The organism is Blautia sp. LMAG:89, assembly GCF_008679485.1.
Taxonomy (GTDB): domain Bacteria; phylum Bacillota; class Clostridia; order Lachnospirales; family Lachnospiraceae; genus Blautia_A; species Blautia_A fusiformis.
In genome coordinates this window covers 488753-505964 of sequence record NZ_NANC01000004.1, presented here as the reverse complement: position 1 = coordinate 505964, position 17212 = coordinate 488753, and the positions used below count along the sequence as shown (strand labels likewise).

The following is a 17212-nucleotide window of genomic DNA, read 5'->3' as shown; positions in this document are numbered from 1 at the left end:
GAGAAGACGAACAGGAGGAGAATTAAGAAATGGCAAGAATTAAAGGCGGATTAAACGCAAAGAAAAGACATAACCGTACATTAAAACTGGCAAAAGGCTACAGAGGAGCCCGTTCCAAACAGTATAGAGTAGCAAAACAGTCTGTAATGAGAGCTCTTACAAGCTCCTATGCAGGAAGAAAACAGAAGAAACGTCAGTTCAGACAGCTCTGGATCGCTCGTATCAACGCAGCAGCAAGAATGAACGGACTTTCTTACAGCAAAATGATGCACGGCCTTAAGGTTGCAAACATCGACATCAACAGAAAGATGCTTGCAGAGATGGCTGTTAACGATGCAGCAGGCTTCACAGCTCTTGCTGAGATCGCTAAGAAAGCAATCGCATAAGTAAAGTATTAAGAGACGAAGGAGTCCAGGGAATTTTTCCCTGGATTTTTTTGTAAAAAAATTCAGACAATTTGCCGAAAAACGACACAAGCTGTACAGCGGACAAGTGTCCGCGTTGTGCAATCAGACGAAAAACAACAGATAACTAAATTTGCCCTTGAAATAAAAAATATGCGATGCTATAATTTTACCATTAAACATTAGTAACGCGACAAAGCGCAGGAGGAGAGATTATTATGAAGAATTGGAAGAAAGTAATCGGCGTTGCATCAGCAGCAGCGATGACAGCAGCGATGATGATGCCTACATCAGTTTTTGCAGCAGATGAGACATTTAAGATCGGTGTGATCGGACCGATGACAGGTGATTACGCACAGTACGGTACCAACGTATACAACGCAGCCAAGATCGCAGCTGATGAGATCAACGAGAACGGTGGATTCAACGGATATAAAGTAGAGATTCTTGACGCAGGTGATGACCAGGGAGATCCAGAGAAGGCTGTTAACGCATACAATGACCTGATCGATAAAGGAATGCAGATGCTCTGTGGAACTGTAACATCCGGTTCCTGTATCGCAGTAGGAGCTGAGGCAGCTGAGGATACATTCCTCTTCACACCATCCGCAACAGCACTTGACTGTATCACAGCAGGAACAAACGAGTTCCGTATGTGCTTTACAGACCCGGCACAGGGAACCAAATCTGCTCAGTACATTTCCGAGCACAAACTTGCAACGAAAGTAGCAGTACTTTATGATTCCGCTGCTGACTACAACTCCGGTGTACATGACGCATTCGTTGCAGCAGCTGCTGATGACGGACTTGAAGTAGTTGCAGATGAGGCTTACACAACAGACAGCAACACAGACTATTCTGTACAGCTTGCAAAGATCAAGAAGAGCGGCGCTGAGCTTCTTTTCCTTCCGAACTACTATTCCGACAATGCGCTGATCCTTCAGCAGGCATCTGAGGCAGGACTTGACATTAAATTCTTTGGTGTAGATGGCATGGATGGTATCCTCAATGTAGAGAACTTCGATAAATCCCTTGCAGAGGGTGTTATGCTTCTGACACCATTCTCCGCAACAGCTACAGATGAGAAGAGCCAGAACTTCGTAAAAGCATACGGCGATGCTCACAACGGTGAGATCCCGAACCAGTTTGCGGCAGATACATATGATGTACTTTACGCAATGCAGCTTGCAGCTGACGATGCAAAGATCACACCAGATATGGAAAATGCAGACATCAGTGCAGCAATGAGTGCATCCATGGCAAACATCGAGCTTGACGGACTTACCGGAAAAGCAAAATGGACCGAGGATGGCGAGTGTGATAAAGAGCCGAAAGCATTCGAGATCAAAGACGGTGCTTATGTAGAGATGAAATAAGTAATTTCTGTTAACGTTAGGGGTCAGGGGACGGTCACCTTTAGTGGGAACCGTCCCCTTTTTCCCTTATCAATAAACAATTAAAAGAGGTGCGTTATGAGTTTTATATCTTATTTAAAAGACGGCATCAGTCTTGGCAGTATCTATGCGATCATCGCACTTGGATATACCATGGTTTATGGTATTGCCAAGATGCTGAACTTCGCACACGGAGATGTTATCATGGTGGGAGCTTATATCATCCTTACCTGTATCACAAGAGGCGGCATGTCACCGATCCTTGCTGTGATCCTTTCCGTTGTGATCTGTACACTGCTTGGTGTTGTCATTGAGAAGGTAGCTTACAGTCCACTTAGAAAAGCTTCCTCAAACCTGGCCGTTCTTATCACGGCTATCGGTGTCAGTTATCTGCTTCAGAACCTGGCACTTCTGATCTTCGGCGCAGATGCCAAGAGTTTCGTAGCTGTTATCAAAGTTCCGTCCATCACACTGTTTGACGGTGAGCTTACCATCAAGGGAATTACCATCGTAACCATCCTTGCCTGTATCATTATCATGGTGGGACTTTCCCTCTTTGTAAAAAAGACAAAACCTGGCCGTGCCATGCAGGCGGTTTCCGAGGACAGAGATGCGGCACAGCTGATGGGAGTTAACGTTAATGCGACAATTTCCCTCACATTTGCCATCGGTTCCGGACTTGCAGCGATCGCAGGCCTTCTGCTCTGTCAGACTTATCCGACACTGACTCCGTACACAGGAGCCATGCCTGGTATCAAAGCTTTCGTAGCTGCTGTATTCGGTGGAATCGGTTCGATTCCGGGAGCTATGGTCGGCGGCATCCTTCTGGGAATCATCGAGATCTTCGGAAAAGCTTATATTTCTTCCCAGGTTGCAGATGCAATCGTATTTGCAGTCCTGATCGTCGTGCTTCTTGTAAAACCTACCGGACTGTTCGGCAAGAACATCCAGGAGAAAGTGTAAGGTGGCCGATATGAAGAATATGAAAAACAAAACAACAAAAAATAACATGATCAACTATGGAATTGTCATTGTGCTTTTTGTGATCGTACAGGCACTTTCCTCAACTGGAAATCTTTCCAGACTTCTTATGGGACTTCTTGTTCCCCTTTGTGTTTATACCATTGCATCAGTTTCCCTGAACCTGGTAGTCGGTTTTTCCGGTGAGCTGAGCCTTGGACATGCAGGCTTTATGTGCGTGGGAGCTTTTTCCAGTGCCCTGTTTTCACAGGTTGTTGCAGACTCCATTCCGCAGGTTCCTCGCTTTATCCTTGCAATCCTTGTAGGTGCGGCAGTTGCAGCACTGTTCGGTGTGATCATCGGTATCCCGGTACTTCGTCTCCGCGGTGACTACCTGGCTATTGTTACACTGGCTTTTGGTGAGATCATCAAGAACCTGATCAATGTACTTTACATTGGCGTGGATGACAAAGGACTTCACGTTGCAACAAGTGCAGCCGGTCTTCATCTGGAAGCCGGCGGAAAGCAGATTCTCAAAGGTGCCCTTGGTATTTCGGGAACAGCAACTCTTTATAAAGATATCAAGAATTACTTTTTCCTGATCGGCGTGATCCTGCTTCTTCTCACATTGTTTATTGTACAGAACCTTGTAAACTCCAGAAGCGGACGTGCTATTATGTCAACCAGGGACAACCGTATTGCAGCGGAGTCTGTAGGAATCAATATCACCAGATACAAACTGCTTGCATTTACAATTTCCGCAGCCCTTGCAGGAGTTGCAGGTGTGCTGTATGCACATAACCTTTCTCTTCTTAAGGTTTCTGTATTCGATTACAATATGTCCATTCTGGTACTTGTGTATGTAGTACTTGGAGGAATCGGAAATATCAGAGGATCTATCATTGCAACCATTATCCTTTATGCACTGCCTGAGCTTCTCCGTGGATTCGCAAACTACCGTATGCTGATCTATGCCATCGTACTGATCATCATGATGCTCTTTAACTGGGCACCGGCAGCAAGAGACTGGAGAGCACGTATGGTAGAGAAATTTAAAGGCAAAAAAGAGAAAAAGGAGGTGGCCTGATCATGGCAATGCTGGAAGTAAATAATCTGTCTATCCAGTTCGGCGGTCTTCGTGCTGTTGACGGCTTTAATATGACCATTGAGAAGGGACAGCTCTATGGACTGATCGGACCTAACGGTGCCGGTAAGACAACGGTATTCAACCTTCTCACAGGTGTATACAAACCAACAGAGGGAATCATCAGACTGGACGGCCAGGACATTACCGGAAAAAGCACCATCGAGATCAACAAAGCCGGAATCGCAAGAACCTTCCAGAATATCCGCCTTTTCAAGGATATGCCGGTTCTTGACAATGTAAAAGTAGGACTTCACAATCATCATCCATATTCCACACTGACCGGAATCTTAAGACTACCGAAATATTACAAGGTAGAAAAAGAGATGAATGAACGTGCCATGGAGATACTGAGGGTGTTTGATCTGGATAAGGAAGCAGACACTCTGGCAGGAAATCTGCCTTATGGTAAACAGCGTAAGCTGGAGATCGCCAGAGCTCTTGCCACAGAGCCGAAGCTTCTTCTCCTGGATGAGCCGGCGGCTGGTATGAACCCGAATGAGACACAGGAGCTGATGGATACTATCCGTTTTGTGCGGGAGCATTTTGATATGACTGTTCTTCTGATCGAGCACGACATGAAACTGGTGGGCGGTATCTGTGAGGAACTTACAGTTCTGAACTTCGGTCAGGTACTGATCCAGGGTGAGACATCTGCAGTGCTGAAAGACCCGACGGTTATCACTGCATATCTGGGAGAATAAGGAGGAACGAGACAATGGCAATGTTGGAAGTAAAGGACCTCCAGGTCTATTATGGTGTGATCCAGGCTCTGAAGGGAATTTCTTTTCATGTAAATCAGGGAGAGGTTATTGCGCTGATCGGTGCCAACGGTGCCGGAAAGACAACCACACTTCAGACACTTACCGGAATTCTTTCTCCGAAGTCCGGAAGCATTGTGTTTGAGGGAAAAGACCTCACAAGAACACCAGCCCATAAGATCGTAGAAATGGGAATGGCACACGTTCCGGAAGGAAGACGAGTATTTGCGGATATGTCCGTTTATGAGAATCTTCTTCTTGGAGCTTACACAAGAAAAGACAAGGCAGAGATCGCAGAGAGTCTTGCAAGTGTATACAAGAGATTTCCGCGTCTGGAAGAACGTAAAGGACAGCGTGCAGGAACACTTTCCGGTGGTGAGCAGCAGATGCTTGCCATGGGACGTGCACTGATGAGCAGACCAAGGATCATTTTGATGGATGAGCCGTCTATGGGTCTGTCACCGATCTTTGTAAATGAGATCTTTGACATTATCCGTGAGGTAAGTGAGAGCGGAACTACGGTACTTCTTGTTGAGCAGAATGCAAAGAAGGCACTTTCCATTGCAGACCGTGCCTATGTTCTGGAAACAGGAAGCATCACTATGGACGGAAAGGCTGAGGATCTTCTGAACGATGAGGCTGTTCAGAAGGCATATCTTGGAGAGTAGGGGGAAAGACATGGATAATTTCGTAATTACCATTGCAAGACAGTATGGAAGCGGCGGACGTACCATCGGAGAGGAGCTTGCAAAGAAATTAGGGATTTCTTACTATGACAAGGATATCATCCGCATGGCATCTGAGGAGAGCGGCATTCATGAGCAGCTTTTTGGAAGGGCAGATGAAAATGTCAGCATAAAGCAGAGATTTTTTGCAAAGTCCGGAATCTACAAGGGTGAGCTGATCCCACCTCAGAGCAGGAATTTCACATCCGATGAGAACCTGTTTAATTATCAGGCAAAGGTGATCCGGCAGCTGGCAGAAACAGAGTCCTGTGTGATCATCGGACGTTGTGCAAATATGATCCTGAAGGATTATTCCAATGTTCTTCGTGTGTTTGTTTACGGAGACTGGGATTTCCGTATCCGTGAGGCAAGTAAGAAGCTCAGCGGAACTACAAAGGATATTGAGAAATTTATGCAGAAGGATGACAAACGCAAAGAAGATTTCTGCAAACGATTCATGGGTGTTGACTGGACAGACATGACGAAATACAATCTGTGCCTGGATAACGGTACCCTTGGCTATGAGAAATGCGTGGAGGAGATTGAGAGTGCACTTGAGATCCTGAAGAAATAAGACATATATCAGAGAATACTCCCCGGGAAAGAAGAGCAAAAAGTCTTTTCCCGGGGATTTTTTCATATATTGTGGAAAAGTATATTTGATCCGGCGGGAAATATGGATAAGCGAAAAAAATATTTCTGTGTAGTGGCAATGGTATTGATCCTGCTCAGCGGATATGGAAAAATCTCAGACAGTGCATTTCAAATGCGGGTGACCAGAATGATCGCCGGTGAGGGGATGCTCCGGCTGGTGGCGGCGCAGTACGGACAAAAAGCAGCAGAACCGGTGGCGGAGACAGCCTCTGACAGAAGCGAAAAAGAGGATCGTCCACGTGTGGCTCTTACCTTTGATGATGGACCGCATGCAACATATACACCTCTGCTTCTGGATGGCCTGCGGAAGCGTGGGATCCATGCCACATTTTTTCTTATGGGAAAAAATATCCGGGGAAATGAGGAGATCGTAACGCAGATGCAGAGAGACGGTCATCTCATCGGTAATCACACGTATGATCACGTGCAGCTTGATAAGCTTCCCGGTGATCAGGCCTGTCAGCAGATCATAAAGACGAATAATGAGATCTACGAGATCACCGGAGAGTATCCCATGTATCTTCGCCCGCCCTACGGTGCCTGGCCGAAGGATCTGGAGCTCTGTGTGACCATGCTACCGGTATTCTGGGATGTGGATACTCTGGACTGGAAATCAAAAAATGTCCGTTCTGTGGAAAATATCGTAAAAAGACAAGTGAAGGATGGCTCCATTATCCTGATGCATGACAGCTTTTCTACCTCCGTGGAAGCGGCCCTGGAGATCGCGGATATGCTTACGGAAGAAGGATATGACCTGGTAACTGCAGATCAGCTGCTGGTGATGTAACTGTGATTTGCCGAAAAGGCAGAAACGATTGCTTTTTTATGTGCAAACAGGTAAAATTATAAAAATAAGGAATCTGTCCGTATGCCGGAAACAAATGAAATGATCGTTGCCGGATACAGATCTATGAAAAGAATACGGATCGTGAATATCCGCTTTTTACAGAAAATACAGGAGTGAAAGCCATGGATTTATTTGAATACGCAAAGTCAAAAACGCTGGATCAGGAGTCACCTCTTGCATCCAGGCTGCGTCCGCGAACACTGGATGAGGTGGTGGGACAGCAGCACATCGTAGGAAAAGATAAATTGCTGTATCGTGCCATAAAGGCGGATAAGCTGACATCTGTTATCTTTTACGGCCCTCCGGGAACCGGAAAGACTACCCTGGCAAAAGTCATCGCCAATACCACAAGCGCCAGCTTTACCCAGATCAATGCAACCGTAGCAGGGAAGAAAGATATGGAAGCAGTTGTAAAGCAGGCGCAGGATGATCTCGGCATGTATGGGAAAAAGACCATTCTGTTCATTGATGAGATCCACCGTTTCAACAAAGGACAGCAGGATTATCTTCTTCCCTTTGTTGAGGACGGAACCATCATTCTTATCGGGGCCACAACAGAGAATCCATATTTTGAGGTAAACGGAGCGCTTCTTTCAAGATCGATCATCTTTGAATTGAAGTCCCTGGAGATACCGGAGATAAAGGAACTGATCCTGCGTGCGGTTAACGATCCGGAACGTGGAATGGGAAGCTATGGGGCGGTGATCGACGAGGATGCTCTGGAATTTCTGGCAGACATGGCAGGAGGAGACGCCAGAAGCGCCTTAAACGCCATAGAACTGGGAATCCTCACCACACCTCGTGATACAGACGGTAAGATCCATCTGACCCTTGAGGTGGCTTCTGAGTGTATCCAGAAGCGGGTGGTGCGCTACGATAAGAACGGAGACAATCATTATGATATCATTTCTGCCTTTATCAAGAGCATGCGAGGCTCCGACCCGGATGCGGCAGTCTATTATCTGGCAAAAATGCTCTATGCAGGAGAAGATGTGAAATTTATCGCAAGAAGGATCATGATCCTTGCTTCCGAAGATATCGGAAACGCAGATCCCCAGGCCCTCTGCGTGGCAACGGCAGCAGCACAGGCAGTGGAACGTGTGGGAATGCCGGAGTCCCAGATCATTCTTTCCCAGGCAGTTACATACATGGCCTGTGCACCCAAGAGCAATTCTGCAGTAAATGCCATACAGGAAGCCATGCGCTGCGTGAAGGCGAAGAAGACAACCGTTCCGGTGCATCTGCAGGATGCCCATTATGGTGGCCACGAAAGTCTGGGTCATGGTATCGGATATAAATATGCCCATGATTATCCGAATCACTATGTAAAACAGCAGTATCTGCCATCAGAAATCGAAGGAGAACATTTTTACGAGCTCAGTGATATGGGATATGAAAAGAAACTGAAAGAGCATATGAAGAAGATCCACGAAGAAGCGAAATAAATGAATATAAGTAAAACGGAGGAGCCTCTCAGAGAAGCTCCTCCATTATTTTGTCATAAACATTCTGGTATTTATAAGGCCAGCTTTCACATACAGACTGTGCAGCAGCAAGATTTGGCACATTGATGCTGAGATCAACGATGCTGACGCCGCTTTCGATGATCCGCAGACGTACCGAGTAGCTACCCTCTTTGGTGGGATAGTAATCTGCAGGAGTCAGGAGATGTTCTTCAATCTTGCAGTGGAGGGAATTGAGATATTCTTCCACTTCTTTCTTGATGTCAGAGGAAAGTTCTTTGGAAAAATATTTCAGAGTGTTTTTTCCCTCGGATGTCAGTCGATAGTAACTGCGGTTGGACTGTGAAGACATTTCCACCAGATCTGCCTCCACAAGTTCGGAAACTGCCTGCTGGAGCTGAAAATAATTGGTGTATTTCCGGTCTAGGATAAAATCGGTGATCTGGGAATTTGTGAGATCCCCATCGGAATTCTGCAGCATATATAAAATAATAAGCTTATAGGTTGTAAAAGGTGATGCCATAAGAATCCTCCTTTTTACTGGCTGCGGGAAAGGGCTTCGAGAGCTTTTCCCTGAAAACTTGCTCTTTCTTTCATCCGGTGATGAAGAAGGTTTAAAACTTCTCGTTTGCGGCTGGCCCATAAAGGTGCGATCAGCAGATCCTTCGGTCCGTCGCCGGTGACCCGGTGGATCACGATATCCGGTCTGAGATGTTCCAGACAGTCAATGACAAGGTTCAGATACTCGTCCCGTTCATAAGTGCGGAAAAGACCGGCTTCATGATCAGCGGCAAGATCTGTACCACGCAGTACATGAAGAAGCTGCAGCTTGATCCCCTGGATATCCATGGCGTTCAGATAAGCCATTGTTTCCAGGATATCCTTCCGGCTTTCGCCGGGAAGCCCCAGGATGGTGTGGACGATTACTTCGATGCCGCCTGCGCGGAGATTTTTCACTGCGGTATCAAAACAGGACAGTGGATAGCCGCGCCGTATATATCTGGCGGTATCTTCATGGATAGTCTGGAGTCCCAGCTCCACCCACACCGGTTTGATCTGGTTCAGGGAATAAAGAAGCTCCAGTACATCATCTCCCAGACAGTCCGGTCTGGTACCAATGGACAGTGCCACGATATCCGGATGGGAGATGGCTTCTGTGAAGATCTTACGCAGGTGTTCCACAGGAGCATATGTGTTTGTATATGCCTGAAAATAGGCGATATATTTATGGATCGGGCGTTTGGAGGAGAGACTTTTGATCTGTGTGTTGATCTGCTCTGTAATGGAAAGAGCAGCGTTTGCTGCAAAATCTCCGCTTCCGCCCTGGCTGCAGAAGATGCAGCCTTTTTTGCCCAGGGTGCCGTCACGGTTGGGACAGGACATGCCGCCGTTTAATGCAACCCGGTAGACCTTTTCGCCGTACCGTTCCCGGAGCATATAATCCAGAGAGTGATAAGGCTTGTCGTTCCAGCGATTCATTATGCCTCTTTCGGTTCGTTTTTCTCTTCGCCGTTTTCTTCGTTTTCATCTTTCGGTATATAGTTATCGAAGATCTTTACAAAGATCTTTGATTTCCAGTAGGCCAGCGTGGAAAATCCCATCAGAATAAAAAGCATGATCAGGATGGATGTAAACTGTGCGTAGCTCACATAAGCAAAAAGCCACATCAGAAGGAGCGGAGACGCAGAGATCACAAGCATCAAAAGTGTCAGCGGAAGATGGCGGACGGACATCAGGAATGCATTTACAAAGGTATTCTTGACGGAATTAAAAAATTTGGAAAGGATCGGATAAATGTACAGAAGGATCATCACATAGATCAGTGCAAATGCAATGAACAGACTGAAAAGTCCTTTGTACATAGCTCCGCTTCCGGCTCTGGCGATCCGAAGATCGATAAACAGAACAGCAGCGGTGAGGAGCATGATGATATTGATGATGGTCGCCTGTTTGAAGTTCTGTTTGAATGAGCGGAAAAAGCTGCGGGCAATATAAGATTCTTCGTCTCTTGCCATCTTCAGTGTGACATAGTAGAGAGCTGTTATGGAGGCGCCTGCGGTGACAACCGGAATACAGCAGAGGATGCATAGAAAATTCAGAAGAAGCAGATCTGCTACGCGTCCCATGAACACGAAGAATTTGTTGTCCATGTTGAAAAAACGATTCATTTGATAAGTCTCCTTTTCTTTGGGATATTATTTTAAGTATACCCAATCACAGCAGAAAAAGCAAATCCCAAATGTTTTCCGAGACTGTGGAAGCAGGAAAATCATGTGTCCGCTATAGAAAGACAAAATAGTGAAATAGTTTATTAAATTTCCCTAAAAGGCTTGCTTATCACGAATTAGAGTGTTAAAATATCAGTATTGTATTAGACGAAATTTATGTATTTTAAAGGAGCGTAACAATGAGCAAAAAAATCAGGACGGAGGCTGTGGATCATCTTTTTGAAGCGATCCTGTGTCTGAAGGACAAGGAAGAGTGTTATACATTTTTTGAGGATGTGTGCACCATCAATGAGCTGCTTTCTTTATCTCAGCGCTTCGAGGTAGCCAAGATGCTTACCGATAAGCGTACATACCTTGATATTTCTGAGAAAACAGGAGCTTCCACAGCTACGATCAGCCGTGTGAACCGTTCCCTGAACTATGGAAATGATGGTTATGAGATGGTATTTGCACGTATGAAGAAGGATAACGGGGAGCAGGGCGGCGAAGCGGAATAAAGCTTACGTCCATACCGTGGTGATAACGGATAATGCTGTAACGAAAAAGAGACAGGCGATCACACGTCTGTCTCTTTTTTTCGGTGCGTCCGGCGACGCACGTTTATGACCGGATGTAAGCTCCGGATATTATTTGTCTTTTTTTGAGGAATCCGTATCTTTTGAGGAATTCATGTGGTCGATCATGTTTTCGATGATCATTTTTTTCATGTATACGTCGAAGCTAAGAAGACAGATAAAGGAAAACTGGTGAAGGAATTCCTTATCCTCCGGGTCGGCGTCCTCAAAAATTTCTCCGGCACTTTTGAAACGGCGCATAAGATCCTTTTCCAGGTAACGGATCTGTGACTGTTCCATACTGAAAACCTCCTGGTAGATGTAAGTCATGTCCTTTTCTGTAACGGACTTGAAGTATTTCTCGGTGATCGGTCCCAGAAGGGTCTGGATATCACTGATGGAGAGGATATTTTTAAAATAGTAGATAAAGATCAGCATCAGCAGATGCTCCCGGGAATACCGCTTCTTTTCCGGTGGGGGAAGGAGCTTGTTCTTTGCGTAATTGTTGATCATGGTCTTGGTCAGGATCTTATCATCATCATGACGCTTGGTGGAAGCGAGATTATCTTCCATAAAGGTCGTGACCTGATCCATGTAAAGATCGATATTGGGAATTTCATCGGGTTTTATATAATCAAGCTCAGCAATTTTTGCAAAAATGCTGTTCATCATTTCTTTTTCGTTTTCTGTCATCGCATTATCACCTCTGCTCCCTATTATATAGTTTTAAATACTACTTGTAAAGAAACTTTTTTTCAGAGAGGTGGGTTTACCGGAAAGTAAAGTCATGATAGTATATAAAGATACTGTTCATATGGAAAAAGAAATGGAGATCAAAATGAGTATACATGATGCTTTGGACACATTGAATCCTATGCAGCGGGAAGCTGCCGTACATACAGAGGGACCACTTCTGATCCTCGCAGGAGCCGGTTCCGGAAAAACAAGAGTGCTGACCCACAGGATCGCCTATTTAATGGAAGAAAAGGGTGTAAACCCATGGAATATCCTGGCGATCACCTTTACCAACAAGGCCGCCAGTGAGATGCGGGAACGTGTGAATAAAATTGCGGGAATGGGTGCGGAGAGCGTATGGGTCTCCACCTTCCATTCCGCCTGCGTGAGGATCCTGCGCAGACATATTGAGGTGCTGGGTTTTGGCAGTAATTTTACCATCTATGATGCCGACGACCAGAAAACAGTCATGAAGGAAATCTTCCGGAAGTTTGATATCAATACCAAGATCTACAAGGAACGCGCTGTTCTTGCTGAGATTTCCCATGCCAAGGATGAACTGATCACACCGGAAGAGATGGAGCTGAATGCGGGCGGCGATCCGGATGCACGGAAGATTGCCGGTATGTATAAGGAATATCAGTCTATCCTCCGGGGAAACAATGCGCTGGATTTTGATGACCTGATCGTGAAGACTGTGGAGCTTTTTCAGCATAATCCGGATATCCTGGACTATTATCAGGAACGTTTCAAATATATTATGGTGGATGAGTATCAGGATACCAATACTGCCCAGTTTAAATTTGTAAGTCTTCTTGCTGAGAAATACAAGAATCTCTGTGTGGTTGGTGATGATGACCAGTCCATCTATCGTTTTCGTGGAGCAAATATCGGGAATATCTTAGGATTTGAGAAGGTTTTTCCTGAGGCTAAGGTGGTGCGCCTGGAACAGAATTACCGTTCTACCCAGAATATCCTCAATGCAGCCAATGAGGTGATCGTCAACAATACAGAGCGTAAGGAAAAACGCCTCTGGACAGAGAACGAAGAGGGAGATAAAGTACATTTCCGTCAGTTCAACAACGGATTTGAGGAAGCGGAGTATGTTGCAGGAGAAATTATCCAGGGACGCCGCAACGGAAAATTCCAGTACAAGGATTGTGCAGTACTTTATCGGACCAATGCCCAGTCCCGTCTCTTTGAGGAGAAATTCCTTCTGGCAAATGTTCCTTATAAGATTGTCGGCGGCGTGAACTTTTATGCCCGCAAAGAGATCAAGGATCTGTTAAGCTATCTGAAGACCATTGACAATGCCAGTGATGATCTGGCTGTGCGCAGGATCTTAAATGTGCCCAAAAGAGGGATCGGACTCACCAGCATCGGCCGGGTCCAGGACTATGCGGATATGATGAACCTGAGCTTTTACGATGCTCTCCGCGTGGTGGAGGAAGTACCGTCCATTGGCAGGGCAGCAGGAAAGATCAATGATTTTGTATCCTTTATCCAGGGACTGAAAAGTAAGGCAGAGGCCTATACAGTCCGTGAAACCCTGGAAGAGGTTATTGAGCTTACCGGTTATGTGAAGGAACTGGAGGCAGAGAAAACGGAGGAGGCCCAGGCGAGGATCGAAAATATCGATGAGCTGATCTCCAAGACAGAATCCTTCCAGGAAGCCATGGAGGAGGCCGGACAGCCGGCAACACTTTCTGCATTTCTGGAGGAGATCGCACTGGTGGCAGATATCGATTCTGTTGATCCGGATCAGGATTATGTGCTGCTGATGACCCTTCACAGTGCCAAAGGACTGGAGTTCCCCAATGTATTTATCGTAGGAATGGAGGACGGTGTTTTTCCGGGATATGCTTCCATCTGGTCCGGTGATCCGTCGGATATAGAGGAGGAGCGAAGGCTCTGTTATGTGGGAATCACCCGTGCCATGAAAGAGCTGACCTTAACCTGTGCAAAACAGCGGATGATCCGTGGGGAGACTCAGTATAACCGTGTGTCACGTTTTGTAAGGGAGGTTCCACGGGAGCTGGTAGATCTTGGACATACCATTCAGGAAAAAAAGCCCAAGGTAGATGATATCGTATCTCCGAAAAGCGCCTATGCCCAGATGAAAATGAATTTCCAAGCAAAAACAAGCCTTCAGAAGAAGGATTTCACCGTTACCAAGGCAGCGAAGCTGGATTACGGAGTCGGTGATACCGTGCGCCATGTGAAATTCGGAGTTGGTATCGTGAAGAATATTGTAGAAGGCGGCCGGGATTACGAGGTAACGGTAGATTTTGACAAAGTCGGTGTGAAAAAAATGTTCGCAGGTTTTGCCAAACTGAAGAAGATCTGAAAATGAAATGGCCGTTTTGCATATATTTTGTGAAAATATTTCGAAGCAGCTGCAAATAACATTATTCCGGAATGTTCCTGTTAAAATTTGCGTAAGTTATGGTAAAATCAGACATATGGTGGTATAATAAGAACACTTAGGAAAGGTCGGTACAGTGATAGAGTATTTTTGCTGTGCTGCCGGTTTACTGTCAGACAGTACAGCCGAACAGAAAGAAAGGATGGTGCAGTGTTATGAATTTAAATACAACAAAGCTTGAAGAACTGCTTGCAACACTGAAGAAAAAAGAAGAAGAGAAAGATAAGAACACAGTCCTTTGGGTACTGGCGATCATCGGCGCAGTTGCAGCTGTTGCAGGAATCGCATTTGCAGTATATCGTTTCTTCGCTCCGGATTACCTGGAAGATTTTGAAGAAGATTTTGATGATGACTTCGATGATTATTTCGAGGATGAGGAAGAGTAAGAACTTTCACTGCAGAGGCTGTTTTGAACAGATCAGAATGGCTGTCTGTTATGTATGATATGAGAAGCGGATAATTGAAGCCCCGGCGCGATACCGGGGCTTGATTTTTGAAGACGGACCGTGAAACGCTGGCGTTCATGAGCAGACAGTAAAGAGGATCCTGAATGTTCGAACTATTGTCTGCTGGTTATAAAACAGAAAGAGGATTTATGAAAAAAGGTGAAATTTACGAAGGTATTATAGAAAAAGTGGAATTTCCAAACAAAGGTTTTGTTTGGGTTGATGACCAGAAAGTAATTGTAAAAAACGGAATCCCGGGACAGAAAGTCCGATTTATGATCAATAAGAAACGTTCCGGTCGGGCGGAAGGACGTCTTCTGGAGGTCCTGGAGAAATCTCCCCTGGAAACAAGAGAACCTGCCTGTCAGGAGTTTCCGGCATGCGGCGGCTGCATGTACCAGACCATGAGCTATGAGGCACAGAAGGAGATGAAGGAGCGTCAGGTGAGAGAACTTCTGGATGGTGCAGTAAGAGAAAGCCTGGCTAAGATCGGGAAGAACGATGATGTGACAGAAGAAGCTGAGGCCGCAGATCGTTTATATCACTGGGATGGGATCTACGGCAGTCCTATTGAGTTCGGGTACCGCAATAAGATGGAGTTTTCCTTTGGGGATGAGTATAAGGATGGGCCGCTGTCCCTTGGACTTCACAAGAAGGGAAGCACTTACGATATCCTGAATACGGATGACTGTAAGCTGGTCCATCCGGATATGACGAAGATCCTGGTCTGTGTGCGGGAGTTTTTCCTGGAGCGTAATGCCAGCTTCTATAAAAAGCTGCAGCATGTGGGATATCTTCGACATCTTCTTCTTCGAAGAGGCGTCACAAGTGGTGAGATCCTGGTCCATGTGGTAACCACCACCCAGGAAGAATATGATCTGGAGCCTCTGAAAGATCAGCTTCTTGCACTTCCGCTGGAAGGGAAGATTGTGGGGATCATGCACATTTTAAATGATTCTTTATCCGACGTGGTACAGAGCGACGAGACGAAGATCCTTTATGGAAAGGATTATTTCTATGAAGAACTTCTTGGACTGAAATTTAAGATCAGTACCTTTTCCTTTTTCCAGCCAAATTCCCTGGCTGCAGAGATCCTGTATTCCAAGGTGCGGGAATATGTAGGAGATACCAGAGATAAGGTAGTGTTTGACCTTTACAGTGGAACCGGCACCATTGCCCAGCTTGCGGCGTCCGTTGCCAGCGAGGTGATCGGTGTGGAGATCGTGAAAGACGCGGTAAAAGCCGCCAGAGAAAACGCTGCACTTAACGGCATTAATAACTGTCGTTTTATTGCCGGAGACGTGCTGAAGGTTCTGGACGAGGTGCCGGAGAAACCGGATATGATCATCCTTGATCCGCCCAGAGATGGCGTTCACCCCAAAGCCCTTCCAAAGATCCTGGCTTACGGCGTAGACCAGATCGTATACATTTCCTGCAAGGTTACAAGTCTTGTGAGAGACCTCCCGGCATTTTATGAGGCAGGATATGAGATGACCCACGCCTGTGCAGTGGATCAGTTCTGCCAGGGGGTTCATGTGGAGACTGTGGTGGGACTACAAAGGAAAGATACCTAGAAATCCTTGAATTTACGCACTTTGTAGAGTTTTTCAGTTTCAACAAAATCGGTGAAAATCACAAGGAAAAGATACTTGTGCAGAGAGTAACCGTAATTGTTGCCTTAGACCTCGGTACGGGGAACACAAAAAATCCTGAATATGAAAATGAATAGAGAGCTATCAAATAATTGATAGATTATAGGGATACTTGTTAAAAGCGGGTGTCCCTATTTTTTATAGGGCATTCCAGAAATGGGGTGTCTTTTTTATTAAAATTTAGGAGGAAAACAGAAATGACAAACACAGCGTTAAGAGCAGAGAATAGCAATTCTCGCACAATTACTTTCAAGAGCAAGGAACACGAAAAATTTTATATGGAATATCTGAAAAAATGCAGATATCAGGATGTTTATCATCAGGCTCTGGTTTATTGCCTGGGTATCGACAGAGACACAAGAGAAAATGTGAATAAAATCTATAATTTTAAAACTGGATGTGTAAAAACGGAATCCCTGCAGGAAGGTTGGCAGACCAGTGGAAGTTTACGGATCGTCCGCATGGCATTTAATCTTTACTGCAATGGGACCCCAAGTGTCGGAGATTATGAAGTAGAGGAAGATCAGTTAAAAGAGTGTCAGTATTATACCGTAGAAGATCTGTTTTGCTGCGGATATGCCCGGTATTTTTGGGAAGCCATTAAAATCCGTTACCCAGAGTATTGTTTTTACAAAGACTGGGAGGATATGTATGCTGAAAATTAGATTACAGGGTACTTTAAAGGATATCCAATGGTTCCGTCGTATTTTGGAAAAGCATAAAGAATTGGATGTTCTGGAAGTATCGGATGCTTATGCGAACAAAGGAACAAGCAAATATTTTCGTGTTTATGTTGAAGTAGAAGAAAAAGAGTAAATCG

The 17212-nt window shown here is 45.5% G+C and carries 19 protein-coding genes; 15 read left to right on the top strand and 4 right to left on the bottom strand.

Translation table 11 applies throughout. The annotated features are described in order from the left end of the window. Positions 1-29: 29 nt before the first annotated feature. From rplT to CCC70_RS06325, 9 genes are all read left to right on the top strand, one after another. Entirely contained in the window at positions 30-386 is a 357-nt protein-coding gene (rplT, locus tag CCC70_RS06365; RefSeq protein ID WP_015526090.1) for a 50S ribosomal protein L20, read from the top strand. A gap of 236 nt (positions 387-622) precedes the next feature. Next, positions 623-1780 carry an ABC transporter substrate-binding protein gene (locus CCC70_RS06360; RefSeq protein ID WP_015526089.1) on the top strand — a complete coding sequence of 386 codons (1158 nt, stop codon included), beginning with the start codon at positions 623-625 and terminating at the stop codon, positions 1778-1780. A 96-nt stretch (positions 1781-1876) separates the two neighbouring features. Further along, positions 1877-2761, top strand: coding sequence for a branched-chain amino acid ABC transporter permease (locus CCC70_RS06355; RefSeq protein WP_015526088.1), 885 nt, complete (start codon positions 1877-1879; stop codon positions 2759-2761). A 10-nt stretch (positions 2762-2771) separates the two neighbouring features. Beyond that, positions 2772-3845, top strand: a complete 1074-nt coding sequence (locus CCC70_RS06350; RefSeq protein ID WP_021651649.1) for a branched-chain amino acid ABC transporter permease — start codon at positions 2772-2774, stop codon at positions 3843-3845. A gap of 2 nt (positions 3846-3847) precedes the next feature. After that, positions 3848-4606 carry an ABC transporter ATP-binding protein gene (locus CCC70_RS06345; protein ID WP_147603281.1) on the top strand — a complete coding sequence of 253 codons (759 nt, stop codon included), beginning with the start codon at positions 3848-3850 and terminating at the stop codon, positions 4604-4606. A 14-nt stretch (positions 4607-4620) separates the two neighbouring features. Further along, a complete protein-coding gene (locus CCC70_RS06340) occupies positions 4621-5331 on the top strand; it encodes an ABC transporter ATP-binding protein (protein ID WP_092071187.1) in 711 nt (236 codons plus the stop codon). 10 nt (positions 5332-5341) lie between these two features. Next, positions 5342-5962 (top strand): AAA family ATPase, encoded by a 621-nt coding sequence (locus tag CCC70_RS06335; RefSeq protein WP_287084459.1) that lies wholly within the window; start codon positions 5342-5344, stop codon positions 5960-5962. Between the two features lie 102 nt (positions 5963-6064). Next, entirely contained in the window at positions 6065-6829 is a 765-nt protein-coding gene (locus CCC70_RS06330) for a polysaccharide deacetylase family protein (RefSeq protein WP_287084457.1), read from the top strand. A gap of 182 nt (positions 6830-7011) precedes the next feature. Next, entirely contained in the window at positions 7012-8334 is a 1323-nt protein-coding gene (locus tag CCC70_RS06325; RefSeq protein ID WP_287084454.1) for a replication-associated recombination protein A, read from the top strand. A 28-nt stretch (positions 8335-8362) separates the two neighbouring features. Here the strand turns inward: CCC70_RS06325 and CCC70_RS06320 are convergent, their stop codons facing one another. From CCC70_RS06320 to CCC70_RS06310, 3 genes are read right to left on the bottom strand one after another with little or no spacing between them, the layout of a single operon-like run. Then, positions 8363-8875: a DUF4364 family protein gene (locus CCC70_RS06320; protein ID WP_059086750.1), complete on the bottom strand. Its 513-nt coding sequence runs from the start codon at positions 8873-8875 to the stop codon at positions 8363-8365. A 14-nt stretch (positions 8876-8889) separates the two neighbouring features. Beyond that, positions 8890-9831 (bottom strand): TIGR01212 family radical SAM protein, encoded by a 942-nt coding sequence (locus tag CCC70_RS06315; RefSeq protein ID WP_287084453.1) that lies wholly within the window; start codon positions 9829-9831, stop codon positions 8890-8892. Then, entirely contained in the window at positions 9831-10520 is a 690-nt protein-coding gene (locus tag CCC70_RS06310) for a YesL family protein (RefSeq protein ID WP_173745802.1), read from the bottom strand. Before CCC70_RS06310 ends, CCC70_RS06315 begins: the two co-directional genes overlap by 1 nt. Before the next feature lie 239 nt (positions 10521-10759). Between CCC70_RS06310 and CCC70_RS06305 the strand changes: the two genes are divergently transcribed. Continuing rightward, positions 10760-11077 carry a YerC/YecD family TrpR-related protein gene (locus CCC70_RS06305; protein ID WP_015526079.1) on the top strand — a complete coding sequence of 106 codons (318 nt, stop codon included), beginning with the start codon at positions 10760-10762 and terminating at the stop codon, positions 11075-11077. Positions 11078-11206: 129 nt separating this feature from the next. On the opposite strand, the gene CCC70_RS06300 is transcribed toward CCC70_RS06305, so the two are convergent. Beyond that, positions 11207-11827, bottom strand: a complete 621-nt coding sequence (locus CCC70_RS06300) for a DUF1836 domain-containing protein (protein ID WP_278592235.1) — start codon at positions 11825-11827, stop codon at positions 11207-11209. Between the two features lie 145 nt (positions 11828-11972). Here CCC70_RS06300 and pcrA point away from each other — a divergent pair, with 145 nt between their 5' ends. The 5 genes from pcrA to CCC70_RS06275 all read left to right on the top strand — a co-directional run bounded on the left by pcrA (position 11973) and on the right by CCC70_RS06275 (position 17208). After that, positions 11973-14216, top strand: a complete 2244-nt coding sequence (gene pcrA, locus CCC70_RS06295) for a DNA helicase PcrA (protein WP_287084699.1) — start codon at positions 11973-11975, stop codon at positions 14214-14216. A gap of 233 nt (positions 14217-14449) precedes the next feature. Then, positions 14450-14680, top strand: a complete 231-nt coding sequence (locus CCC70_RS06290; protein ID WP_015526073.1) for a hypothetical protein — start codon at positions 14450-14452, stop codon at positions 14678-14680. A 209-nt stretch (positions 14681-14889) separates the two neighbouring features. Continuing rightward, on the top strand, positions 14890-16314 hold the full coding sequence (gene rlmD / locus CCC70_RS06285) for a 23S rRNA (uracil(1939)-C(5))-methyltransferase RlmD (protein ID WP_287084452.1): 1425 nt from the start codon (positions 14890-14892) through the stop codon (positions 16312-16314). A 275-nt stretch (positions 16315-16589) separates the two neighbouring features. After that, positions 16590-17057 carry a DUF6075 family protein gene (locus tag CCC70_RS06280; protein ID WP_223473999.1) on the top strand — a complete coding sequence of 156 codons (468 nt, stop codon included), beginning with the start codon at positions 16590-16592 and terminating at the stop codon, positions 17055-17057. Beyond that, a complete protein-coding gene (locus CCC70_RS06275) occupies positions 17044-17208 on the top strand; it encodes a hypothetical protein (protein WP_002594292.1) in 165 nt (54 codons plus the stop codon). Before CCC70_RS06280 ends, CCC70_RS06275 begins: the two co-directional genes overlap by 14 nt. The last annotated feature ends 4 nt before the right edge of the window (positions 17209-17212 follow it).

Coding starts and splice junctions, on each gene's coding strand:
- rplT (WP_015526090.1), top strand. CDS start 30: ATGGCAAGAATTAAAGGCGGATTAAACGCAAAGAAAAGACATAACCGT.
- CCC70_RS06360 (WP_015526089.1), top strand. CDS start 623: ATGAAGAATTGGAAGAAAGTAATCGGCGTTGCATCAGCAGCAGCGATG.
- CCC70_RS06355 (WP_015526088.1), top strand. CDS start 1,877: ATGAGTTTTATATCTTATTTAAAAGACGGCATCAGTCTTGGCAGTATC.
- CCC70_RS06350 (WP_021651649.1), top strand. CDS start 2,772: ATGAAGAATATGAAAAACAAAACAACAAAAAATAACATGATCAACTAT.
- CCC70_RS06345 (WP_147603281.1), top strand. CDS start 3,848: ATGGCAATGCTGGAAGTAAATAATCTGTCTATCCAGTTCGGCGGTCTT.
- CCC70_RS06340 (WP_092071187.1), top strand. CDS start 4,621: ATGGCAATGTTGGAAGTAAAGGACCTCCAGGTCTATTATGGTGTGATC.
- CCC70_RS06335 (WP_287084459.1), top strand. CDS start 5,342: ATGGATAATTTCGTAATTACCATTGCAAGACAGTATGGAAGCGGCGGA.
- CCC70_RS06330 (WP_287084457.1), top strand. CDS start 6,065: ATGGATAAGCGAAAAAAATATTTCTGTGTAGTGGCAATGGTATTGATC.
- CCC70_RS06325 (WP_287084454.1), top strand. CDS start 7,012: ATGGATTTATTTGAATACGCAAAGTCAAAAACGCTGGATCAGGAGTCA.
- CCC70_RS06320 (WP_059086750.1), bottom strand. CDS start 8,875: ATGGCATCACCTTTTACAACCTATAAGCTTATTATTTTATATATGCTG.
- CCC70_RS06315 (WP_287084453.1), bottom strand. CDS start 9,831: ATGAATCGCTGGAACGACAAGCCTTATCACTCTCTGGATTATATGCTC.
- CCC70_RS06310 (WP_173745802.1), bottom strand. CDS start 10,520: ATGAATCGTTTTTTCAACATGGACAACAAATTCTTCGTGTTCATGGGA.
- CCC70_RS06305 (WP_015526079.1), top strand. CDS start 10,760: ATGAGCAAAAAAATCAGGACGGAGGCTGTGGATCATCTTTTTGAAGCG.
- CCC70_RS06300 (WP_278592235.1), bottom strand. CDS start 11,827: ATGACAGAAAACGAAAAAGAAATGATGAACAGCATTTTTGCAAAAATT.
- pcrA (WP_287084699.1), top strand. CDS start 11,973: ATGAGTATACATGATGCTTTGGACACATTGAATCCTATGCAGCGGGAA.
- CCC70_RS06290 (WP_015526073.1), top strand. CDS start 14,450: ATGAATTTAAATACAACAAAGCTTGAAGAACTGCTTGCAACACTGAAG.
- rlmD (WP_287084452.1), top strand. CDS start 14,890: ATGAAAAAAGGTGAAATTTACGAAGGTATTATAGAAAAAGTGGAATTT.
- CCC70_RS06280 (WP_223473999.1), top strand. CDS start 16,590: ATGACAAACACAGCGTTAAGAGCAGAGAATAGCAATTCTCGCACAATT.
- CCC70_RS06275 (WP_002594292.1), top strand. CDS start 17,044: ATGCTGAAAATTAGATTACAGGGTACTTTAAAGGATATCCAATGGTTC.